19 protein-coding genes are annotated in these 23,209 nt (G+C 63.6%); 11 read left to right on the top strand and 8 right to left on the bottom strand.

Annotated features, from left to right (window positions below; genetic code table 11):
* Positions 1-108 precede the first annotated feature (108 nt).
* Positions 109-552 carry a cadmium resistance transcriptional regulator CadR gene (gene cadR / locus P0Y58_03530; protein WEK31277.1) on the bottom strand — a complete coding sequence of 148 codons (444 nt, stop codon included), beginning with the start codon at positions 550-552 and terminating at the stop codon, positions 109-111.
* A gap of 83 nt (positions 553-635) precedes the next feature.
* Here cadR and P0Y58_03535 point away from each other — a divergent pair, with 83 nt between their 5' ends.
* The 5 genes from P0Y58_03535 (at position 636) to P0Y58_03555 (ending at position 7,776) form a co-directional block, all read left to right on the top strand.
* Entirely contained in the window at positions 636-2,849 is a 2,214-nt protein-coding gene (locus tag P0Y58_03535) for a heavy metal translocating P-type ATPase (protein WEK31278.1), read from the top strand.
* Between the two features lie 9 nt (positions 2,850-2,858).
* Positions 2,859-3,728, top strand: coding sequence for a LysR family transcriptional regulator (locus tag P0Y58_03540; protein WEK31279.1), 870 nt, complete (start codon positions 2,859-2,861; stop codon positions 3,726-3,728).
* Between the two features lie 219 nt (positions 3,729-3,947).
* Entirely contained in the window at positions 3,948-5,006 is a 1,059-nt protein-coding gene (locus tag P0Y58_03545) for a putative 2-aminoethylphosphonate ABC transporter ATP-binding protein (protein WEK31280.1), read from the top strand.
* A 1-nt stretch (position 5,007) separates the two neighbouring features.
* Positions 5,008-6,732, top strand: a complete 1,725-nt coding sequence (locus P0Y58_03550; GenBank protein WEK31281.1) for a putative 2-aminoethylphosphonate ABC transporter permease subunit — start codon at positions 5,008-5,010, stop codon at positions 6,730-6,732.
* A gap of 18 nt (positions 6,733-6,750) precedes the next feature.
* Positions 6,751-7,776, top strand: a complete 1,026-nt coding sequence (locus P0Y58_03555) for a putative 2-aminoethylphosphonate ABC transporter substrate-binding protein (protein WEK31282.1) — start codon at positions 6,751-6,753, stop codon at positions 7,774-7,776.
* A gap of 114 nt (positions 7,777-7,890) precedes the next feature.
* Here the strand turns inward: P0Y58_03555 and P0Y58_03560 are convergent, their stop codons facing one another.
* The gene (locus P0Y58_03560) at positions 7,891-9,255 is read right to left on the bottom strand and encodes a GTPase/DUF3482 domain-containing protein (GenBank protein ID WEK31283.1); all 1,365 of its coding nucleotides are present in this window, start codon (positions 9,253-9,255) and stop codon (positions 7,891-7,893) included.
* Positions 9,248-10,639 carry a DUF2868 domain-containing protein gene (locus P0Y58_03565; protein ID WEK31284.1) on the bottom strand — a complete coding sequence of 464 codons (1,392 nt, stop codon included), beginning with the start codon at positions 10,637-10,639 and terminating at the stop codon, positions 9,248-9,250. The genes P0Y58_03560 and P0Y58_03565 overlap by 8 nt, the downstream gene beginning before the upstream one ends.
* 54 nt (positions 10,640-10,693) lie before the next feature.
* Here P0Y58_03565 and P0Y58_03570 point away from each other — a divergent pair, with 54 nt between their 5' ends.
* On the top strand, positions 10,694-11,209 hold the full coding sequence (locus tag P0Y58_03570; GenBank protein WEK31285.1) for a dihydrofolate reductase: 516 nt from the start codon (positions 10,694-10,696) through the stop codon (positions 11,207-11,209).
* A gap of 115 nt (positions 11,210-11,324) precedes the next feature.
* Here the strand turns inward: P0Y58_03570 and P0Y58_03575 are convergent, their stop codons facing one another.
* On the bottom strand, positions 11,325-11,531 hold the full coding sequence (locus tag P0Y58_03575) for a hypothetical protein (protein WEK33267.1): 207 nt from the start codon (positions 11,529-11,531) through the stop codon (positions 11,325-11,327).
* Between the two features lie 205 nt (positions 11,532-11,736).
* Between P0Y58_03575 and P0Y58_03580 the strand changes: the two genes are divergently transcribed.
* The 3 genes from P0Y58_03580 to P0Y58_03590 all read left to right on the top strand — a co-directional run bounded on the left by P0Y58_03580 (position 11,737) and on the right by P0Y58_03590 (position 15,765).
* Entirely contained in the window at positions 11,737-12,270 is a 534-nt protein-coding gene (locus P0Y58_03580; GenBank protein ID WEK31286.1) for a sigma-70 family RNA polymerase sigma factor, read from the top strand.
* Positions 12,271-12,293: 23 nt separating this feature from the next.
* Complete coding sequence (locus tag P0Y58_03585; protein ID WEK31287.1) at positions 12,294-13,244, top strand: FecR family protein; 951 nt, start codon at positions 12,294-12,296, stop codon at positions 13,242-13,244.
* 133 nt (positions 13,245-13,377) lie between these two features.
* The gene (locus tag P0Y58_03590; GenBank protein ID WEK31288.1) at positions 13,378-15,765 is read left to right on the top strand and encodes a TonB-dependent siderophore receptor; all 2,388 of its coding nucleotides are present in this window, start codon (positions 13,378-13,380) and stop codon (positions 15,763-15,765) included.
* A 121-nt stretch (positions 15,766-15,886) separates the two neighbouring features.
* Here the strand turns inward: P0Y58_03590 and P0Y58_03595 are convergent, their stop codons facing one another.
* From P0Y58_03595 to P0Y58_03605, 3 genes are all read right to left on the bottom strand, one after another.
* Entirely contained in the window at positions 15,887-17,278 is a 1,392-nt protein-coding gene (locus P0Y58_03595; GenBank protein ID WEK31289.1) for an L-cystine transporter, read from the bottom strand.
* A gap of 354 nt (positions 17,279-17,632) precedes the next feature.
* Entirely contained in the window at positions 17,633-19,474 is a 1,842-nt protein-coding gene (gene ilvD, locus P0Y58_03600; protein WEK31290.1) for a dihydroxy-acid dehydratase, read from the bottom strand.
* Between the two features lie 271 nt (positions 19,475-19,745).
* A complete protein-coding gene (locus P0Y58_03605) occupies positions 19,746-20,942 on the bottom strand; it encodes a class I SAM-dependent rRNA methyltransferase (GenBank protein WEK31291.1) in 1,197 nt (398 codons plus the stop codon).
* A 178-nt stretch (positions 20,943-21,120) separates the two neighbouring features.
* On the opposite strand from P0Y58_03605, the gene P0Y58_03610 reads away from it, so the two are divergent.
* On the top strand, positions 21,121-21,939 hold the full coding sequence (locus P0Y58_03610; GenBank protein ID WEK33268.1) for an HDOD domain-containing protein: 819 nt from the start codon (positions 21,121-21,123) through the stop codon (positions 21,937-21,939).
* Between the two features lie 3 nt (positions 21,940-21,942).
* The gene (mutM, locus tag P0Y58_03615) at positions 21,943-22,755 is read left to right on the top strand and encodes a bifunctional DNA-formamidopyrimidine glycosylase/DNA-(apurinic or apyrimidinic site) lyase (protein WEK31292.1); all 813 of its coding nucleotides are present in this window, start codon (positions 21,943-21,945) and stop codon (positions 22,753-22,755) included.
* A 149-nt stretch (positions 22,756-22,904) separates the two neighbouring features.
* On the opposite strand, the gene P0Y58_03620 is transcribed toward mutM, so the two are convergent.
* Positions 22,905-23,156 (bottom strand): YfhL family 4Fe-4S dicluster ferredoxin, encoded by a 252-nt coding sequence (locus tag P0Y58_03620; protein WEK31293.1) that lies wholly within the window; start codon positions 23,154-23,156, stop codon positions 22,905-22,907.
* Positions 23,157-23,209 lie beyond the last annotated feature (53 nt).

Genomic DNA, 23,209 nt, shown 5'->3' on the forward strand with positions numbered 1-23,209 from the left:
TATTTCCTGATCTGGCCTCTTCGCGGGCACGCCCGCTCCCACAGGTACAGCGCAGCCTTCAGGTGCGGCGCGGTTCCTGTGGGCGGGTTTACCCGCGAAGCTTTTGGCTCAATGCCCGTGGCTACGCCCCACATGCGAATGCTCGGTATCCGGCACCGTTACCGCCCCGTTCGTCTCCAGTTGCTGCAAGATCGCGCATTCCGACCCCTGCGCATTGCAGCGCCGCCGCAGCTCCACCAGCTGCTCTTGCAACGCCACCAAACCGTCGATCCGCGCCTGCACATGCTCGATATGCTCGTCGATCAGCGCATTCACGCTGCCGCATGAGTCATCCGGGCTGTCGCGCAGGCGCAGCAGGCTGCGGATTTCGTCCAGGGTCATGTCCAGGGTACGGCAGTTGCGGATGAAGGTCAGCCGCTCCACGTGGGCCTGGGTGTACAGCCGGTAGTTGCCTTCGGTACGTGCAGGCGCCGGCAGCAGGTTTTCACGTTCGTAGTAGCGGATGGTTTCCACCGCACAGTCGGTGGCTTTCGCCAGTTCTCCAATTTTCATCACGAAATCTCCAGCAAGTGGCTTGACCCTATAGTGGCTACAGGGTGTTCACTTGGCAACAGGCTCACTTTAAGGATGACCCCATGAACCAGCCTGTCAGCCACGAACACAAGCACGATCACCACGCCCACAGCTGCTGTGGCGCTGCCGCTGCGCCCGCTAAAGTGCAACTGAGCGAGAAGGCCAGCAGCCACGCCCGCCTTAGCCGTTTCCGCATTGATGCCATGGACTGCCCCACCGAGCAGACCCTGATCCAGGACAAGCTGGGCAAGCTCGCCGGTATCGAGCAGTTGGAATTCAACCTGATCAACCGCGTGCTTGGCGTGCGCCACACCTTGGACGGCACCGGCGAGATCGAGCGGGCTATCGACAGCCTGGGCATGAAGGCCGAGCCCCTTGGCGCTGAAGGCGACAGCGCCGCCGCCGCACCACAGCCGGCCAAGACCCGCTGGTGGCCGCTGGCATTGTCGGGCGTTGCCGCCATCGCTGCCGAAATCGTGCACTTTGGCGCGCTGGCCCCGGAATGGCTGGTGGCAGCATTGGCGCTGGCAGCCATTCTTGGTTGCGGCCTTGGCACCTACAAGAAGGGCTGGATTGCCCTGAAAAACCGCAACCTCAACATCAACGCGCTGATGAGCATCGCCGTAACCGGTGCTGTATTGATCGGCCAGTGGCCGGAAGCAGCCATGGTGATGGTGCTGTTCACCGTAGCCGAGCTGATCGAAGCGCGCTCGCTGGACCGCGCGCGCAATGCCATCAGCGGGCTGATGCAGTTGACCCCGGACATGGCCACAGTGCAGCAGGCAGATGGCCAATGGCGCGAGGTAGAGGTGCGTGAGGTGGCCATCGGCGCCTTGGTGCGAGTGCGCCCCGGCGAACGTATCGGCATGGACGGTGAAGTGACCAGTGGGCAATCCAGCGTCGATCAGGCGCCGATCACCGGTGAAAGCCTGCCTGTTGAGAAGGCCGTGGGCGACAAGCTGTTCGCCGGTACCATCAACCAGGCGGGTGCGCTGGAGTTTCGCGTTACCGCCGGCGCCGGGCAATCCACCCTGGCGCGAATCATCAAGGCCGTGGAGGAGGCGCAAGGCGCGAGGGCACCTACCCAGCGCTTCGTCGACCAGTTCTCGCGTATCTACACCCCGGTAGTGTTCGCCATCGCCCTGGCTGTGGCGGTAATTCCGCCGCTGTTCATGGCCGCAGGCTGGTTCGACTGGATCTACCGCGCCCTGGTGCTGTTGGTGGTCGCTTGCCCGTGCGCCTTGGTGATCTCGACCCCGGTGACCATCGTCAGCGGCCTGGCTGCTGCTGCGCGCAAAGGCATCCTGATCAAGGGTGGCGTGTACCTGGAGGGCGGCCGCCACCTGGACTACCTGGCCCTGGACAAGACCGGCACCATCACCCACGGCAAGCCGGTGCAGACCGACGCCAAGGTACTGGTGGCGCTGTTTGAAGACCGCGCGCAAGCGCTGGCCGCCAGCCTGGGTGAACGTTCGGACCACCCTGTTTCCCGTGCCATTGCCCAGTTCGGCAAGGCGCAAGGGCTGGCCTTGAGCGAGGTCGATGACTTCGCCGCGCTGGCCGGGCGCGGCGTGCGTGGCACTATCGCTGGCGAGGTCTACCACCTGGGCAACCACCGCCTGGTCGAGGAGCTGGGGCTGTGCTCACCCGAGCTGGAAGCCCAGTTGGATGCGCTGGAGCGCCAAGGCAAGACCGTGGTGCTGCTACTCGACCGCAGCGGCCCACTGGCCCTGTTTGCCGTGGCCGATACGGTCAAGGACAGCAGCCGCCAGGCCATCGCCGAACTGCATGAGCTGGGCATCAAGACTGTCATGCTGACCGGTGACAATCCGCATACCGCGCAGGCCATCGCCGCCGTGGTGGGTATCGACCGCGCCGAAGGCAACCTGCTGCCTGCCGACAAGCTGAACACCATCGAAGCCTTGTACGCACAGGGCCATCGTGTGGGCATGGTGGGTGACGGCATCAACGACGCCCCGGCCCTGGCCCGTGCCGAAATCGGTTTTGCCATGGCCGCCGCCGGCACCGACACCGCCATCGAAACTGCCGATGTGGCGTTGATGGACGACGACTTGCGCAAAATCCCGGCGTTCGTCAGGCTGTCGCGCCAAAGTGCGGCGATCCTCATGCAGAACATCGTTCTGGCGTTGGGCGTCAAGGCGATATTCCTGGCGATTACCTTTGCCGGCATGGCCACCCTGTGGATGGCGGTGTTTGCCGACATGGGCGTGAGCCTGCTGGTGGTGTTCAACGGCTTGCGCCTTTTGCGCAAATAGAGGACGTGCATGCTGAGTTCAGAGCTGAAAGCCTTTTACATGGTGGCCCGCCTGGGCAGCATCACCTTGGCGGCGAAGAAGCTCGGGCTCAGTCAGCCCACGGTGACCACGCAGATCCGCAACCTGGAAAGCCAGTACGCGGTTGAGCTGTTCTACCGTGGCGGGCGGCGCCTGGTGTTGAGCGAGGAGGGCGTTCGGCTGCTGCCGATGGTCAAGGCGCTGCTGCAACAGGAGGCCGACATCGAGTTTGAGCTGCGCAACAGCGGCCAGGCCCAGGGCAGCTTGCGCATCGCCGCTACGGCGCCTTACTACATTCTCGACCTGGTGAAGATCTACCGCGAACGCTTGCCGCAGGTGGATGTGGCGGTGGAGATCGGTAACTCGCAGCAAGTGCTGGAAATGCTCGAAGACTACCGGGTGGATATCGCCGCGTCGTCGCAATTGGTGGAGGATGCGCGGTTGGTGCGGCGGGTGCTGGGCACCGATCCGCTGGTGGTGGCGGTGCACCGCAATCACCCGCTGGCCCACCGCCAGACGGTGTCCATCGACGTGGTGGCCGGGCATTGTCTGTTGATGCGCGAGCAGGGCTCGACCACGCGCAAGCTGACCGAGCAGATGATGCAGGAGGCCGGGGTGAAGGCCGGGGCGTTGCTGGAAATTGGCAGCCGCGAGTCGATCCGCGAGGCGGTGCTGCGAAATATCGGTATCAGCGTGATTGCCCGCCACGAGGTACCGCATAACGCTGAACTGCGGGTATTGGCGCTGGAGAATGCGCCGGTGATGCATGAGTACCTGTATTGCCTGAAGGAGCGGCGTCAGGCCAGGTTGCCGGCGGCATTTCTGGGGGTGGCGCAGGAAGTGGCCGGTTCACAGTTCTAAACCTGCGTTTGCTTCTTCGCGGGCTTGCCCGCTCCCACAGGTACTGCGCAGGTTCTGAATATTGTGCGGGCCCTGTGGGAGCGGGCAAGCCCGCGAAGAGGCCCTCGCAGGCCAGTACAAAATCTGCCTATACCACTATCACCCGCTTTTGCCCTAACGCCACAGAACCTTCGCACAGCCTTCCTAGCATGGCCCCCATCTCTTCGATGAGGCCTTGCCATGAACCACACCACCCCCGGCGCACAGATGAAAGTGCGCAACATCCACAAGCGCTTCGGTGCCTTCACCGCGCTCAACGATGTCTCGCTGGACATCGCTGCCGGCGAGCTGGTGTGCCTGCTCGGCCCGTCCGGCTGTGGCAAGACCACGCTGCTGCGTTGCATCGCCGGCCTGGAGCGCCAGGACCGCGGCACGCTGTACATCGGCGAGCGCGATATCTCCGAGCTGCCGCCCCAGGCCCGTGACTACGGCATCCTGTTCCAGTCCTACGCGCTGTTCCCCAACCTTACCGTCGAAGCCAACATTGCCTACGGCCTGACCGGCAGTGGCCGAGAGCAGGCCCGCCAGCGGGTAGCCGAAATGCTGGCACTGGTGGGCCTTGCTGGCAGCGAGAAGAAGTACCCAGGCCAGCTCTCTGGTGGCCAGCAGCAGCGTGTGGCCCTGGCCCGCGCGCTGGCGCCGTCGCCATCCCTGCTGCTGCTAGACGAGCCGATGTCGGCGCTGGACGCCCGGGTGCGCGAGCACCTGTGCACCGAGCTGCGCCAGCTGCAACGCCAGCTGGGCATCACTACCTTGATGGTCACCCACAACCAGGACGAGGCCATGCTGATGGCCGACCGTATTGCGGTGATGAACAACGGCCAGGTCGAGCAGTACGCCACCCCGCAGGAAATTTACGACCAGCCGGCCACGCCGTTCGTCGCCGAGTTCGTCGGCCAGGGCAACTGGCTGCCGTTTTTGCGCAGCAGCGACAGCCACGCCCAGGTCGGCGGCATGAACATGCGCCTGGCGCCGGGCTCGTCCCAGGCCAGCAGTGGGCGGCTGTTCTGCCGCCCCGAGGCGATCACGGTCAACCCGGTGGTACATGAGGAAAACCTGTTCCCGGCCATGGTCCGTGAAATCACCTTTCTCGGTAACCGCTGCCGCATGAGCTTCGAGCTCAAGGCCCTGCCAGGCCATGCCCTGCTGGCCGAACTGGCTCCCGAGGCCATGCCGCGGCTGGGTTCGCAGGACATCTGGGTGGCACTGCCGCCGCAGAGCCTGCAGGTGTTTGCCTGAGATGGCCGCGCCAATGTCCCTGCCGCTGAACCATGGCAAAGCCGCACCGCGTGCTGGTGTCGCCCTGGGTGACCGGTTGTTCGTGGTCGGCGGCAAGAGCCTGCTGCTGATCCTCTTGATGCTGGCGGTGCTGATGCCGCTGCTGGCGATCTTCTGGCGTGGCTTGAGCGCTGACGCAGGCCAGGGTGGCGGCCTGCCGGCAGCCCGCGAACTGTTTGCCAGCGATAACTTTCACTGGTTACTGGGCAACAGCCTGTCGGTGGCGTTCACTGTCGCGGCCATCGTGGTGCCGCTGGCCTACCTGTTTGCCTATGCTTTGCAACGTACGCTGATCCCGGCCAAAGGCCTGTGGCGGGGGATCTCGCTGCTGCCGCTGCTGGCACCGTCGATGCTACCGGCCATCGCTCTGGTCTACCTGTTTGGCAACCAGGGGCTGCTGCGCGGGTTGCTCAGCGACAACATCTACGGCTTCTGGGGCATCGTGCTGGGCGAGGCCATCTACACCTTCCCGCATGCGCTGATGATCTTGCTGTCGGCGCTGTCGCTGGCCGATGCCCGCCTGTTCGATGCCGCCTCCAGCATGGGCGCCGGCCCGTCCCGGGCGTTTACCAGCATCACCTGGCCGGCCACGCGCCAAGCGGTGTTTGCGGCGTTCTGCCTGGTGTTCACCCTGACCATCACCGACTTCGGTGTACCGGTGGTGGTCGGTGGCGATTATCAGGTGCTGGCACTGGAGGCTTACAAGGCGGTGGTCGGCCAGCAACAGTTTGGCCGCGGTGCGCTGATCGGCATGGTGCTGCTGTTGCCGGCCCTGTTCAGCTTCAGCGTCGACGCCTGGCTGCGCCGGCGCCAGGGCGAGGCCATGAGCGGCCGTGCCCAGGTGTTCGAACCCAAGCCATCGCGTGGCCGCGATGCCTGCTTCCTGGCGGTCGTGCTGCTGGTGTGTGCAGTGTTGCTGCTAGTGATCGGTATGGCGGTGTATTCGTCGCTGGTCACCTTCTGGCCGTACAACCTGTCGTTGTCTCTGCGTCATTACATGTTTGAAGACACCGCAGGTGGCGGCTGGCTGGCCTATCGCAACAGCGTGACCATGGCCATCGGCACCGCCCTGATCGGCAGCATCGTGATCTTCACCGGTGCCTACCTGATGGAGAAAACCCAAGGCCAACGCATGCTCAACCAAGTGCTGCGCCTGCTCAGTTTCATCCCCATGGCCGTGCCGGGCCTGGTGCTGGGCCTGGGTTATGTCTTTTTCTTCAACCTGAACGGCAACCCGCTGCATGTGCTGTACGGCAGCATGGGGCTGTTGGTGGTGTGCACCATCGCCCATTACCTGACCACCGCGCAGATGACCGCAACCACCGCGCTGCGCCAGCTTGATGGCGAGTTCGAGGCCGCCGCGCTGTCGCTGAAGGCGCCGCTATACAAGCACTTTCTGCGGGTGACCGTGCCGATCTGCCTGCCGGCGCTGCTGGATATCATCCGCTACCTGTTCGTTTCGGCCATGACCACTGTCTCGGCGGCGATTTTCCTGTACAGCCCCGACACCATCCTGGCGGCTGTTGCCGTGCTGAATATGGACGACGCCGGCAACGTCGGCGGCGCCGCTGCCATGTCCACCCTGATTCTGCTGACCAGTGCCGGCGCTTCACTGCTGCTGGCCGCAGCCTCGCGCGGCCTGTTGCGCCGCTCCCAAGCCTGGCGCCAACGCGCCGCGACCGTCTGACCTGTAAGGAACCTACCCATGTACAAGCACCTTGCACTTACCGCTGCCGTTTGCGCCGTATTCAGCCTGCAGGCTTCGGCCGCCGGTACTCAGCTGACGGTCTACACCGCGCTGGAGGCCGAGCAGCTGAAGAGCTACAAACAGGCTTTTGAAAAAGCCAACCCGGACATCGAGATCAAGTGGGTGCGTGACTCCACCGGCATCATCACCGCCAAGCTGCTGGCCGAGAAAGACCGTCCGCAAGCCGACGCGGTATGGGGCCTGGCGGCGTCCAGCCTGGCTGTCCTCGACCAGAACGGCATGCTTGAACCCTATGCACCCAAGGACCTGGGCAAGATCGCCGGCAACTACCGCGACGCTGCCAACCCACCAGCCTGGGTGGGCATGGACGTGTGGGCCGCGACCATCTGCTTCAATACCGTCGAGGCCGAGAAGCAGGGCCTCAGCAAGCCGGTGAGCTGGCAGGACCTGACCAAGCCCGAGTACAAGGGCAAGATCGTCATGCCGAACCCGGCTTCATCGGGTACCGGTTTTCTGGATGTGAGCGCTTGGCTGCAAACCTTTGGCGAGCCGCAAGGCTGGGCCTACATGGACGCGCTGCACCAGAACATCGGCCAGTACGTTCACTCCGGCTCCAAGCCGTGCAAGCTGGCGGCGGCGGGCGAGTTCCCGATTGGCATCTCGTTCGAGTACCCGGCCGTGCAGCTCAAGCGCCAGGGTGCGCCGCTGGACATCGTGCTGCCGAAGGAAGGCTTGGGCTGGGAGATCGAGGCGACTGCATTGATCAAGGGTTCGCCCAAGGCGGGTGCGGCCAAACGCCTGGCCGATTTCTCGGCAAGCCCGGCGGCCATGGAGCTGTACAAGGAAAACTTCGCCGTACTGGCTGCGCCGGGCATTGCCAAGCCGCAGACTGAGCTGCCGGCGGACTATGAACAGCGGCTGATCAAGAATGACTTTGCCTGGGCCTCGAAGAATCGTGACGAGATTCTGGCGGAATGGCGCAAGCGCTATGATGGCAAGTCGGAGAAGGTGGCCCAGCAGTAACCTGTACCGGCCTCTTCGCGGGCACGCCCGCTCCCACAGGTACTGCGCAGTCTCATGGCTGTGCACGATCACTGTGGGAGCGGGCATGCCCGCGAAGAGGCCGGGCCTGCTGGCTCAAATCTGTGAAACCAGCGCCTCCAACTGCTCCTGCCGCTCCGCCTGGTTCAGCTTCGCCCCGGGGTTAAGCGTGGACCACTGCGGATGTGCCCGCGCCTTGACCAGCGCCTCCGGCAACTTGCCCTCACGCCAGGCCTTCTCATCCAGCTCGCCCAGCCGAATGCTGTCCTGTGCCGCATGCCCGCGATTGTCCAGCGCCACCATCAACTGCTGCTGACGCAACGCCAGCAAGCGTAATACCGTGTCGTCCACCGTCAGCTCGCGCTTGCCCTTGAGCTTGCCCATCAACCTCGACCCGTAGTTGCGCGCGGTCTGCAGTGCGCCGCCGGCAATCGCCCCGGCCAGCGCGGCAGCACCCAGGGTCAGGCCGCCGACCAGCAAATCAACCCCGGCACCGGCTGCAGCACCGGCCGCTACGCCACTGCCCAGGCGCACGCCCAGCAACTTCAGGGTCTCGGGATTGAACAGGTCATCGCCCCAGCGGCCATCCAGCAAGGGCAGGTCGCTGGCATGGGCATCCTCGCGGCGGAAAGCATACAGTTTGAGCAGCGCCTCGACGCAGCGCTGTTCACGTTGGCGAATGTCTTGGCGTAGCGCTTCTATGGCCCGGGCTTCAGCCGCAGGCTCGGCCTCGACGCTGCGCCGGCAGGCGGCGCAGTCCAGCAGCAGCTCGGCAATCAGCCGTTTGCCGCTGTGCTGGCGGGCCAGGCGCTGTGCCTGCTGGTCGTCGATCAGGCGCTGCAGGGCCGGCCGGGCGTCCTCCAGCAACAGGGCCAGGCTTTCGTACAAACGGCGCTCGCCATCCTCTGGCGGGGCCACGCTGTCGAACCGCACCAACGCGTGAAGGCCAAGCCGGGCAAGGGCTTCACGCCATTGCGGTTCGCGGTGCTGGTGGCTGGCAACGAAGTTGAGCACCGGCAGCAGCGGCTTGCCGCAGCTGGCCAGCACTTCAAGTTCGTCGCGGTACTTGGCCAGCACCGGCTCGCGCGCATCGATCACATACAGGCCGGCATTACTGGCCAGCAACTGGCGCAGCACCTTGGCCTCCTGCTCGAAACGCTGGCGTGCTTCGCTGCCCTGCAGAAAGCGCTCCAGGCGGGCTGGGCCGTCCAGGCGCTCGCCCGGGCGCTCCAGGCGTTCGAGGTAGTCGAGCAGGGCGATGGCATCTTCCAGGCCTGGGGTGTCGTACAGCTCAAGCAAGGGTTCGCCGTCCACCGATAACCGCGCGCCTTCGACATGGCGGGTGGTGCTGGGGCGATGGGATACCTCGCCAAAGCCGACATCGCGGGTCAGCGTGCGCAGCAGCGAGGTCTTGCCGACGTTGGTGTGGCCCACCACGGCCAATTTCAGTGGCTCAGTCATGGCCATGCTCCAGCCAGGTCAGCGGTGAGGTGTCGGCATGCTGCAGCCCAAGGCGTTCGAGGGCTTCGTGCCAGTCGCCCAGGCGTTGGGCATCCAGGGCCTCGCCCGGTGCGGCCTGCAGCAGCCAGATGCGGGTTGCGCCGGCATTGCGTGCCAGTTCGGCTAGCAGCGCCAAACTGCCGCGGTCCGGCGAACGGCGTGGGTCGCAGGCGATGGCCAGGCGTGCTGGCGGGAAGCGGCTGAGCTGTTCCAACAAGCGGTTGCGCGATTCGCGGCTGTCGAGCACGCCGGCATCGGTCACGTTGTTCGGCAGGGCGGGCGGCCAAGGACGTTGGTCGTCCAGCTCCAGGCCAACCAACAGGGCGCCGCTGCTGCCGCTTTCCAGTTGGCCGGCAGCAAACTCCGGCAGGGCCTCTGGGGCGGCATCCTGCACACCGATGCGTTCGCTGCGCGGCATCAGTGCTTCGCGCAGTTGCGCGTAGCCGGGCAGGCTCAGGTCCAGCGCCAGGCGCTCGCGCCCCTGCCGCCAGCGCCACAGGCACAGCGCAGCCAGCAGCAAGCGGGGTAACAGGCCGTACACCAGCACCACCCCGAGCAACCAGCTGGCCCAGGCCTGGCGGGCCAGTTCCAGGGCAGGCAAGGTTTCGCCGCTGGCGCGGATCATGGCCTCGTCGGGCACGGCAAAGCCCAGCAGCGAGGGCAAGGCGCCCAAGGCTTGGGTCAGGTGGATGAACGGATCGGCGGCAAGCAGCGTGGTTTCCCAGACAAAACCGTAGCGACGGGTAGCCAGCAAGGCCAGCAGCATGCACAGCGCGGTTAGCATCGCCAACAGCCACAGGCCATGTACCAGCAGGCCGAGCAGCCAGCGGTTGAGGCGCTGGCGTTGCAGCAGCACCAGTAGCGCCGGTGCCAGGTGTGCGGCCTTGGCGTCGCGGGCAAAGCGTTCGCTCAGCCACAGCCACAGGCGGCCCAACCCCGCGCCATGCTCGCCACTGAGGGCAAAACCGATGGCCCAGCCCAGCAGCATCAGCAGGTTCAGCCCGAGCAGGCTGCCCAAGGCCCAGAATACGTTCACCGCGCGCTGCCCGTCGCCCAAGGCGGCCAGGGCCAGGCCCGCGCCGCTGAGCACGGCAATCAGCAACAAGGCCAGCAGGGCCAGGCGTGCGCCCTGCTTCCAGTGGCGCAGGGCGGTGCTCATGCCGTCGCGTTCGGCCAGGAACAGCGCACGGGTTTCGATGCGCGTTGCCAGGTCGCCGCCTAGCTGGCGGGCACGGCGGTTGGCTTCCTGGTCCTCCAGGGGGCCGGCATGTTCCTCGCGCAGGCGTACCGCTTCGGTGAGCCAGCGCTTGTCCAGTGGAGTCGGTCCAGTCACAAGGTCTTCCATTGCACAGGTCAGGGCAGAAGCATAACCCACACGGCCGGTGCTATCCTCGCGGGCATGAATACATCACTCCCTCTCAGCCTGATCGCGGCTTATGCCGAGAACCGCGTGATCGGCATCGACAATTCCATGCCCTGGCATTTGCCGGGGGACTTCAAATACTTCAAGGCCACCACCCTGGGCAAGCCGATCATCATGGGGCGCAAGACCTGGGACTCGCTGGGGCGGCCGCTGCCTGGGCGATTGAATATCGTCGTCAGCCGCCAGCCAGGGCTGGAACTGGTGGGGGCCGAGGTGTTTGCCTCGCTGGAAGAGGCGCTAGTGCGGGCCGAGCAGTGGGCGCGTGAGCAGGGCGTTGAAGAGCTGATGCTGATTGGTGGCGCGCAGCTGTATGGGCAGGCGCTGGAGAAGGGCCTGGTCAGCCGGATGTACCTGACGCGGGTTGAGCTTTCGCCGGAAGGAGATGCCTGGTTCCCTGCGTTCGATGAGGGGCAGTGGAAACGGGTGTCGAGTGATGCTCAGGCTGAGGAAGGTAAGCCTGCTTATCACTTCGAGGTTTGGGATAAGGTTTGAGATTGTCGGGTCAAGGCTTGTGCGGTCACTGTGGGAGCGGGCGCGCCCGCGAACACCGGCGTAGCCGGTGCCATGCACTGCGTTGGATTCTTCGCGCGCCCGCCCGCTCCCACACTCAGGTGAGTAGCTTGATGATTACGGCGGTGACAGTGGCCACTGTGGTGACGAAGCCGACGGCGATGGCAACCGGGTACCAGAAGGTTTCGCGAGTCATTTTGACGGCTTCAGCATTCAGTTTGCGCGTTTCGGCCATCAGCTTGTCCACCTCGACGCGGATCTTGGCCACCTCAACGCGGATCTTTTCGGCTTCGGCCTGGGTCATGTCGTACTGCTGCATGGTGGTTCCTTGCTCTCGGCGTATTCGCTAAGCCCGACTAGCAGTATAGCGACGCCAATGGCCCCCTGTTGTTCGCGTCCCGTGCCATTGAGTTACTGGATATTGGGGTGTTCAGTATCGTATCAATTGCGAATGCATCTCATCTTCTGCTAGCGTGCGCACCTCTTGAGACTTGCAGCCGAGGCGTGCCGTGTCTTCATGGAACAAGCAGATCGCCCGGCTGTTCACCGAGCAGAAGAAAGCGCTGGAGGCGTTTGTCGCACGGCGCACCGGTAATGCCCAGGTCGCTGCCGACCTGACCCAGGAGTCGTTCCTGCGCCTGGCGCGGCTGCCTGCGGACAAGCAGATCGACAACCTGCCGGCCTTTCTCTTCACCATCGCCAGTAACCTGGTACGCGATCACCAGCGCCAGGCAATTCGCCGTGAGCGGCTGGACGGTGGCGAGCCCAGTGAAGAACTGGCCAGCGACGAACCCGGTGTCGAAGAGCAACTGCTGGACCAGCAGCAACACGCCTTGATGCAGGCCGCGATCGAATCGTTGCCCGAGGCGACCCGGCATATCTTCCTGCTTTACCATGTCGACGGCTGCAGCTACCGGGAAATCGGCGGGCGCATGAACGTTACCCCGCGCAGCGTCGAATACCAGCTGCGCCGGGCACTGCTGGATTGCCGCGCCTTCATCAAGCGGCAACTGGCCGGCCAGGTGAGGGCACCGCGGCCATGAACTCTGGAATTTCAGATACCCCGATGAGCGAAACGCCCGACAGCGAGCAGATGTTCGCCGAAGCCACAGCCTGGTACTACCGCTTGCAGGCCGACGATGTCACGCCTGAGGATCAAGCGGCGTTCGCTGCCTGGAAGGCGGTCGGGGCTGCGCAAATGCAGGCCTGGGATGAAGTGATCCAGTTGCTGGGCGCTTTGCAGGCACCCGCGGCACAGCTGCGCGAACAGCAGCGCCAACAGTGGCGCAAGCCTGCCCGGCGTAGCTGGCGCAAGGTTGCGCAGAGCGTAGCGGCGGCCTTGTTGCTGGGCTCGCTGGTTGGCCAGACGCCGTATGTCGACCGCTGGCGCGCCGACTATGCAACCGCCACAGGTGAGTCGCGCAGTGTTCGCCTTGACGATGGCTCACACGTGCAACTGAACACCGACACGGCGCTACAGGTAACCCTGGCGCAGGGCGAGCGGCGGGTGCGGCTCTTGCGCGGCGAGGCCTGGTTCGACGTAGCGCGCGACCCCGCCCGGCCGTTCGTGGTGAGTGCCGGGGAGGGTTGGGTCCGGGTGGTCGGTACCCACTTCAGCGTGGCCAGTGACACTGGCCAGACCCGCGTCAAGGTCGGGCAGGGCAGGGTCGAGGTCAACGCTGGCAGTGGCTCGGGTGTGTTCCTTGGGCCGGGGCAGGCCGTGGAGTATGCGGCGGGCTCGCTGGCCGCCTTGCATCCGTTCGATCAGGCCAGTGCCTTTGCCTGGCGGCAGCGGCAGCTGGTGTTCAGCCAGCAACCGCTGGCCGAAGTGGTTGCCGAGTTGAACCGCTATTGGCCGGGCCAGACCGTGCTGCTGGGCGAGGGCCTGCGCCAGCGCAAGGTGTCTGGCGTGTTCGAGATCGACAAGCCTGATGCCGTGCTCAAGGCGCTGACGCATACCTTGGGGTTGCGCGCCGAGCAGTACACGCCGTGGTTGCGCATCCTGCGTGAAGGTTGAGCGAAGATTTTTCAAAAATTTTTCGGGGATTCCAGCCGAGCCGACGTCCTTGATTGGGTAGGCGCAAATAATAAGCACTCTCAGACAGTGCCGCGCCGTCGATCATCAGGACGAATTCGGGGAGCCTCACCACATGAAGATCATCGCCACGCGCACCGCGCTCGGGCTGGCCGTCGCACTTGCCTGCGGCACATTGGCCGTGCCGCTGCAGGCCAGCGCCGCCACGCAAGCCCAGGCCTACCGTTTCGAGATCCCGGCACAGCCGCTTGATTCGGCGCTGGCGGCCTTCAGTGCGGTGACGCGGCTTCAGGTGCTGGTGCCGGGCGAGTTCACCCAAGGGCTGCGTTCGCCGGGCGTGAGTGGCAGTTATCCACAGGCCCAGGCGCTGGCACGCCTGCTGGAGGGCACGGGCCTCAGTGCCACGTATATCGACGCCGACAGCGTAACTCTGGAGCGGCGTCGCAGTGACGACGATGCCTCGCTGCAACTGGGCGCGATCAAAATCGATAGCCGGCAGTTGGGCACCACCACCGAAGGTACCCGCTCCTACACCACCAGTGCGCTGACCATCGGCAAAGGTGAGCAGAAGCTCAAGGACATCCCCCAGTCGGTCTCGGTGGTCACTCGCCAGCGCCTGGACGACCAGAACATGAACAGCCTGCAGGACGCCATGCGCCAGGTGACCGGAGCGACGATCAAGTCCTATAACACCGGTTCCAACCTGAACGACGTGTACATCCGCGGCTTCCTGGTCGATCAGGTGCAGGTAGACGGTGTTTCCCAGCGCACCGGGCAGGGTGACATGGCCACCAGCTTCGACCTGGCCATGTTCGATCGGGTCGAGGTACTGCGTGGCCCATCTGGGCTGTACCAGGGCGCGGGTGAACCAGGCGGCACCATCAACCTGGTACGCAAGCGGGCGCTGGGGCAATTCGGTTTGTCTGGCGAGGTATCGGCCGGCAGCTGGGACCGCTATCACTCCACGGTTGACATCACCGGGCCGCTGAACGACCAGGGCACCCTGCGTGGGCGTTTTGTCACGGCCTACGAGAACAACCAGTCGTTTGTCGACTACGCCCAGAACGAGCGGCCGATGGTTTACGGCCGCCTGGAATACGATATTACCCCGGCTACCACGTTGTCTGTGGGTGGCACCTACCAACGTAACAATTCCACGCCAGCCTTCGGCCTGCCAGCCTATGCCGACGGCAAGCTGCTGGACGTCAGCCGTTCGACCTTCGTTGATGCCAAATGGAACGAGTTGGACGAGCGCCTGTGGGAAAGCTTCTTCGAGGTTGACCATACACTGGACAACGGTGGCCAATTCAAGACTTCGCTGACCTACCGCGATGCGGAAACGCCGACCCGCAACTTTACCTGGACCGACGATGCTGTTGATCCGGAAACCGGCGACAGTTGGGCGTTAGCCTATTCCTACTACACGCATATCAAATCAGTGGGCCTGGACAGCTTCGTCACCCTGCCGGTGGAAGCGTTCGGGCGCAGCCACGAGTTTACGCTGGGGGCCGAGTACCAGCACCTGGACAAGGACTTTACCTACGGCGGCGGGGACTACTTCCCTATTAACGTTTTCGACCCGGGCAGTATCAATATTCCCAGGCAGGACTACGACATGCCTAATGGCAACTGGTCGAAGTCCAATCAGTACGGGGCCTATACCCGGGCCAAGGTGAGTGCCACCGACTGGCTGGACGTAATCGCCGGCGGTCGCCTGACCTGGTTTGACAGCGAGGCGCGCAACGCCAACCCGTTCTTCCACGACTTCATCCCTACGGAAACCAACATTAACCACAAGTTCATCCCCTATGCGGCTTTGGTAGCCAAGCTGACACCGGAACTTTCGGCTTACGCCAGCTACACCAGTATCTTTAAGCCGCAGACCGAGGTGGCTCTCGACACCACGCCGATCGACCCGCGTAAAGGCAAGCAGTACGAATTGGGGCTCAAGCGTGAGTTCTTCGACGGTCGCCTGAACGGCAGTGTGGCGGTGTTCCGCATCTATGATGAGAACCGTGCGCAGTTGGTGGGCCAGACGACGTACTACGAGGCCCAGGGCAAGGTGCGCAGCCAAGGCTGGGAAACCGAACTTTCCGGCAACCTGACCGATAACTGGAGCATCAGCACCGGCTACGCCTTCACCATGCTCAAGTCGATGAGCAACGAGGATTACCAGGGCATCAGCATCACCCCCAAGCACAACTTCAACTTGTGGACGCGCTACGAGTTCAGTGATGGGCCGTTGCAGGGGGTAAACGTGGGAGGCGGCGTGAGAGTGGTGAGCGAGACCTATTACATGCGCAACGGCGTAGACTTTGTGCAGGGTGGCTACGGCGTGGCGACGGCGCAGGTGGGGTACCGCCTCAACAAGCACCTGACCACGACGCTGACGGCCAACAACCTGTTTGATCGCAAGTATTACGAGCGGGTGGACAGTGCCTGGGGGTCGAACTTCTATGGCGAGCCACGGAACCTGACGTTGAGCTTGCGGGCCAGTTACTGATCTGAGAATGCCGGGGCTGCGTTGCAGCCCATCGCCGGCAAGCCAGCTCCCACAGGTATTGCACAAGGCTTAAGGCCAGTGCAGAACCTGTGGGAGCTGGCTTGCCGGCGATAGGGCCCTGTCAGGTATGGCTCAGCTCGGCATGCTCATCGCCCGTCAGCACGTCCTTGTCGGTCTCTTTCAGCAGCTGGCTGGTGACCACGCCCGCAGTCATCGAACCGTTCACGTTCAACGCCGTGCGGCCCATGTCGATCAAGGGCTCCACCGAAATCAGCAACGCCACCAGCTCCACCGGCAAGCCCATGGCCGGCAGCACGATCAGCGCGGCAAAGGTGGCACCGCCGCCCACACCGGCAACCCCTGCCGAACTCAGCGTGACGATGGCTACCAAGGTAGCGATCCACAGCGGGTCGAAGGTATCGATGCCCACCGCTGGTGCCACCATCACTGCCAACATGGCGGGATAGAGGCCGGCGCAGCCGTTCTGGCCAATGGTGGTGCCGAACGATGCGCTAAAGCTGGCAATCGACTGCGGCACGCCCAGGCGGCGGGTTTGCGCTTCGATGTTCAGTGGAATGCTGGCGGCACTGGAGCGGCTGGTGAAGGCAAAGGTCAGCACCGGCCACACTTTGCGGAAGAAACGCAGCGGGTTCACGCCAGTGGCAGCCAGGATGATTGCATGCACCACGAACATCAGTGCCAGGCCCAGGTAAGACACCACCACGAAGCTGCCCAGCTTGAGGATGTCGTCCATATTCGAGCTGGCGACCACCTTGGTCATTAGTGCCAGCACGCCATATGGGGTCAGTTTCATCACCACCCGCACCAGGCGCATTACCCAGGCCTGCAAGGTGTCGATGGCCGACAGTGCGCGCTCACCTTTTTCGGCGTCGTCCTTGATCAGTTGCAGCGCAGCCAGGCCGATGAACACGGCAAAGATCACCACGCTGATGATCGAGGTTGGCTTGGCGCGTGCCAAGTCACCCACCGGGTTGCTGGGGATGAACGACAGCAGCAGTTGCGGGATGTTGAGGTCGGCGACCTTGCCCGCGTAGTCGCTGTGGATAACCTGCATGCGTGCGCTTTCCTGGGCACCGGCCACCAGGCCTTCGGCGCTCAGGCCAAACAGGTTGGTCAGCACGATGCCGATCAGTGCGGCAATCGCGGTGGTCAGCAGCAGGGTGCCGATGCTCAGCACGCTGATGCGGCCCAGCGACGAGGCATTGTGCAGGCGCGCCACGGCACTGAGGATCGAGGCAAAGATCAGCGGCATGACGATCATCTGCAACAGGCCGACATAGCCGTTGCCGACCAGGTCGAGCCAGCTGATGGTGGCCTTGAGCACGGGATGGCCCGCGCCATAGATCGTATGCAGTGCCAGGCCGAAGACCACGCCCAGCACCAGGCCCAGCAGTACCTTCTTGGCCAGGCTCCAGTCGGTGCGGCGGGTTTGTGCCAGGCCCAGCAAAAGGGCCAGGAACGCCAGCAGGTTAAGTGACAGCGGCAGGTTCATTGAAGCTCCGAAATTCAGAAAATGATTCATCGCCTCTGTGTGCGATTTCGAACAGAAATGCTAACAGCCTGAAAAGCAACGAATTTATACCCAAATGGAATTTGCTTAGTCGTTTATAGAATAACGATGTGCTGCGGATTGCAATCAACGCGGTGTTTGCAGCTGCTTTGAGGTCTTTAAGCATTGTATTGCCTGAGCTGGCCTCTTCGCGGGCACGCCCGCTCCCACAGGTACTGCACGATTTTCAGATACTGTGCAGTACCTGTGGGAGCGGGCGTGCCCGCGAAGAGGCCGGAACAGGCATAAAAAAACCGGCGCTCGTGGCGCCGGTTTTTCATTCACGCAGTCAGAGCCTTACAGCCCTTCCAGCATCGCCTTGTTACGCACAGCACCTTTATCGGCACTGGTCGCCAGCAGGGCATAGGCCTTCAGCGCGGTGGTCACTTTGCGTGGGCGCGTTTCGACTGGTTTCCAGCCCTTCTTGTCCTGCTCGACGCGGCGCTCAGCCAGCTCTTCGTCGCTGACCAGCAGGTTGATCGAACGGTTAGGGATGTCGATCAGTACCTTGTCGCCGTCACGCACCAGGCCGATGGCGCCGCCAGCAGCGGCTTCCGGCGAGGCGTGGCCGATCGACAGGCCCGAGGTACCGCCCGAGAAGCGGCCGTCGGTAAGCAGGGCGCAAGCCTTGCCCAGTCCTTTGGACTTCAGGTACGAAGTCGGGTAGAGCATCTCTTGCATGCCCGGGCCGCCTTTCGGGCCTTCGTAGCGGATGATCACGATGTCGCCGGCCTTCACTTCGTCAGCAAGGATGCCGCGCACAGCGCTGTCCTGGCTCTCGAAGATCTTGGCGTTGCCTTCGAACACGTGAATCGACTCATCGACACCGGCAGTTTTCACCACACAACCGTCGAGGGCGATGTTGCCGTACAGCACGGCCAGGCCGCCTTCTTGCGAGTAGGCGTGTTCGAAGCTGCGGATGCAGCCGTTTTCGCGGTCGTCATCCAGGGTTTCCCAACGGGTCGACTGGCTGAACGCCGTCTGGGTCGGGATACCGGCAGGGCCGGCCTTGAAGAAGGTGTGCACGGCTTCGTCATCGGTCTGGGTGATGTCCCACTTGGCGATGGCTTCTTCCATGCTGCGGCTGTGCACGGTCGGCAGGTCGGTGTGCAACAGGCCGCCACGGGCCAGCGAACCGAGGATGCTGAAGATGCCGCCGGCGCGGTGCACGTCTTCCATGTGGTACTTCTGGATGTTCGGCGCCACTTTGCACAGCTGTGGCACTGTGCGCGACAGGCGGTCGATGTCGCGCAGGTCGAAGGCGATTTCACCTTCCTGTGCTGCAGCCAGCAGGTGCAGGATGGTGTTGGTCGACCCGCCCATTGCGATGTCGAGCATCATGGCGTTCTCGAACGCCTTGAAGTTGGCGATGCTGCGCGGCAGTACCGAGGCGTCGTTCTCGCCGTAGTAGCGCTTGCACAGCTCGACGATGGTGCGGCCGGCGGTGAGGAACAGCTGCTCGCGGTCGGCGTGGGTGGCCAGGGTCGAGCCGTTGCCCGGCAGGGCCAGGCCCAGGGCCTCGGTCAGGCAGTTCATCGAGTTGGCAGTGAACATACCGGAGCACGAACCGCAGGTCGGGCAGGCGCTGCGCTCGTACTCGGCGACTTTTTCGTCGGAAGCCGTGGAGTCGGCAGCGATCACCATGGCGTCGACCAGGTCCAGGCCGTGGCTGGCCAGCTTGGTCTTGCCGGCTTCCATCGGGCCGCCGGAAACGAAGATCACCGGGATGTTCAGGCGCAGGGCGGCCATCAGCATGCCGGGGGTGATCTTGTCGCAGTTGGAGATGCAGACGATGGCGTCAGCGCAGTGCGCGTTGACCATGTATTCCACGGCGTCGGCAATAATCTCGCGGCTTGGCAGCGAGTAGAGCATGCCGTCGTGGCCCATGGCGATGCCGTCATCGACCGCGATGGTGTTGAATTCCTTGGCCACGCCACCGGCGCGTTCGATTTCGCGGGCAACCAGCTGGCCCAGGTCCTTCAGGTGCACGTGGCCCGGGACGAACTGGGTGAACGAGTTGGCGATGGCGATGATCGGTTTCTTGAAGTCTTCGTCCTTCATCCCGGTGGCGCGCCACAGGGCACGGGCGCCGGCCATGTTGCGGCCGTGGGTGGAAGTCTTGGAACGATAATCAGGCATGAAACACTCCTGGCGGCTTAATCAGGTCACATAAAGGGGAGTGAGCTTCTCTTGTCCTTTGTGCCGCTGGCCGGTTGCCACAGGCACGGATGGGGCCGAAGACACAACGGGATCGCCGCGTGCTTGGCCAGAGCTCATAAACCCGCCGGGGATGACTGGCGATGAATAGGCCGATTCTACACCGCTGGCGCGGCGAAGGAATGCAGATGTGGATGGCTGGCGGGGAGATTGCAGCAGGAAAGGGCCGCTGGGCGGCCCTTTTTGGCAGATATCAGCTGTTAGGCAGCAAGCGGCAGGTGATGCTCTTGATGTAGCGGGTTTCGGTAATAGCCGGGTGCACCGGGTGGTCTGGGCCCTGGCCGCCGCGCTCCAGCAGCTGCATGTTGCGGTCCAGGTGGCGAGCGCTGGTCAGCAGAATGTTGTGCAGGTCGTCTTCGGGCAGGTGCATCGAGCACGAGGCGCTGACCAGGATGCCGTCCTTGCTCAGCATGCGCATGGCCTGTTCGTTCAGGCGGCGGTAGGCCGCTTCGCCGTTTTTCAGGTCTTTCTTGCGCTTGATGAAGGCGGGTGGGTCGGCAATGATCACGTCGAAGCGCTCTTCAGCGGCCTTGAGCTCGCGCAGGGCTTCGAACACGTCGCCTTCGATGCAGGTCAGCTTCTCGCTGATGCCGTTCAGTGCAGCGTTACGCTCTACACCATCCAGGGCAAAGCCCGAGGCATCGACGCAGAACACTTCGCTGGCGCCGAAGGCACCGGCCTGTACGCCCCAGCCACCGATGTAGCTGAACAGGTCGAGCACACGCTTGCCCTTTACATACGGCGCCAGGCGCGCGCGGTTCATGCGGTGGTCGTAGAACCAGCCAGTCTTCTGGCCTTCACGCACGGGGGCTTCGAACTTGACGCCGTTCTCTTCCAGCGCTACCCAGTCCGGCACTTCGCCGTAGACGGTCTCGACATAGCGCTGCAGGCCTTCGGCGTCACGCGCGGCGGAATCGTTCTTGAACAGGATGCCGCTTGGTTTGAGCACTTGCACCAGGGCAGCGATCACGTCGTCCTTGTGCGCTTCCATGGTGGCCGAGGCCAGCTGAACCACGAGGATGTCGAAGAAGCGGTCGACCACCAGGCCCGGCAGCAGGTCGGAATCGCCATACACCAGGCGGTAGCATGGCTGGTCGAACAGGCGCTCGCGCAGCGACAGGGCGACGTTGAGGCGGTGAACCAGCAGCGACTTGTCCAGCGGTAGCTTGATGTCGCGCGACAGCAGGCGGGCACAGATCAGGTTGTTCGGGCTGAGGGCGACGATGCCCAGCGGCTTGCCGTTGGCCGCCTCGAGAACGGCCTGCTGACCGGCCTGGAAGCCTTGCAGCGGTGACGCGGTGACGTCGACTTCGTTGCTGTAGACCCACAGGTGGCCGGCGCGCAGGCGGCGGTCGGCATTGGCTTTGAGGCGAAGGCTGGGCAGGGACATGGCGTCGCTCCGGGAAAAAAGAGCGGGAGTATACCCTGTCGGCCTGCACTTCGGTTCGGGGCACGACAAAGCGCTGGCGCGGCCAACTGGGTTAGAATCCCCCGTCCTAAACGAGTGTGCACGTATGTCCCAAGAACTCAGCGCCGAACAGATCCAGCAAGCCTTGCAAGGCATCACCATCCCGCCGCAACCGCAGATCATGGTCGACCTGCAGTTCGAGCAGTACATGCCTGACCCGGACCTGGAAACCATCGCCAAGCTGATTTCCCAGGACCCGGGCCTCTCAGGCGCCTTGCTCAAGCTGGTCAACTCATCGCAGTTCGGCCTTTCCAACAAGATCGGCTCGATCCAGCGCGCGGTGAACCTGCTGGGCAGCCGTTCGATCATCAACCTGATCAACGCCCAGTCGATCAAGGGTGAGATGAGCGACGAGACCATCGTCACCCTCAACCGTTTCTGGGACACCGCTCAGGACGTGGCGATGACCTGCCTGACCCTGGCCAAGCGCACCGGCATCCAGGCGGCTGACGAGGCCTATACCCTCGGCCTGTTCCACGACTGTGGCGTGCCACTGATGCTCAAGCGCTTCCCCAACTACATGGATGTGCTGGAAGAGGCTTATGCCAAAGCTGACGGGGAAACACGGGTAGTCGACACCGAAAATCGCGCGTTCAACACCAACCATTCGGTGGTCGGCTATTTCACCGCCAAATCCTGGCGCCTGCCCGAGCACCTCACGGCAGCCATCGCCAACCACCACAATGCCTTGGCGGTATTTCGCGACGAGAGCTGCCGCAATACGCAGAACCAGCTGAAAAACCTGTTGGCGGTTTTGAAAATGGCCGAGCACATCTGCGCCTCCTATCGGGTGCTGGGCAACCAGGCGGTGGACCACGAATGGAATGTGGTCGGCCCGCTGGTGCTCGATTACATTGGTTTGTCGGAATACGATTTCGAAAACCTCAAGCAGAACATTCGCGAGTTGAGCGGGCACTGACACATGCCGGAATTGCCAGAAGTAGAAACCACCCGGCGCGGTATTGCGCCCCACCTGGAAGGCCAGCGCGTCAGCCGCGTGGTGGTGCGTGACCGGCGTTTGCGCTGGCCAATCCCGGAAGACCTGGATGTGCGCCTGTCGGGGCAGCGCATTGTCAGTGTCGAGCGGCGGGCCAAATACCTGTTGATCAATGCTGAGGTGGGTACGCTCATCAGCCACCTGGGGATGTCGGGCAACTTGAGGCTGGTAGAGCTGGGTTTACCGGCGGCCAAGCATGAACATGTCGACATCGAGCTTGAGTCGGGGCTGATGCTGCGCTACACCGACCCGCGCCGCTTCGGTGCCATGCTGTGGAGCCTGGACCCGCTGAACCACGAGCTACTGCTGCGCCTGGGGCCTGAGCCGCTGACTGACCTGTTTGACGGGGAGCGCCTTTTTCAGCTGTCGCGCGGGCGCTCGATGGCGGTCAAGCCGTTCATCATGGACAACGCGGTGGTGGTGGGGGTGGGCAACATCTACGCCACCGAGGCGCTGTTTGCCGCCGGCATCGACCCACGTCGGGAGGCGGGCGGTATTTCCCGGGCGCGCTATTTGAAGCTGGCGATCGAGATCAAACGGGTGCTGGCGGCAGCGATCGAGCGTGGCGGTACCACCCTGCGCGACTTCATCGGTGGTGATGGGCAGCCGGGGTACTTCCAGCAGGAACTGTTCGTCTACGGGCGGGGCGGGCAGCCGTGCAAGGTGTGTGGCACGGAGTTGCGCGAGGTAAAGCTGGGGCAGCGGGCGAGCGTGTTCTGCCCGCGCTGCCAGCGCTGAGGCTGGGGGCCGCTGTGCGGCCCAATTCGCGGGTAAATCGGACCGCCGCACCGCCGCTCCCACAGGCATTGCACTGTCCTCAAGGCCTGCGCTGTAGTGTGGGAGCGGGTTTACCCGCGAACAAGGGCGAAGCCCTTGCCAGGCAGTGATCAGGCCTTGCCGGTAATCAGGCGGTACTTGGCCATCAGCTGTTCTTCAGACTCCGGGTGCGCTTCATCCAGCGGGATGCAGTCGACCGGGCAGACCTGCTGGCACTGCGGCTCGTCGTAATGACCCACGCACTGGGTGCACAGGTTAGGGTCGATCACGTAGATCTCTTCGCCTTGGGAGATGGCCTCGTTCGGGCACTCGGGTTCGCAGACGTCGCAGTTGATGCAATCGTCGGTGATGATCAGGGACATGGGGACTCCGGCCGGGGCTCATGGCCCGGGCATGTTCAACGCAATGGGCACAA

The sequence above is a fragment of the Candidatus Pseudomonas phytovorans genome (assembly GCA_029202525.1).
In the GTDB taxonomy this organism is placed as follows: domain Bacteria; phylum Pseudomonadota; class Gammaproteobacteria; order Pseudomonadales; family Pseudomonadaceae; genus Aquipseudomonas; species Aquipseudomonas phytovorans.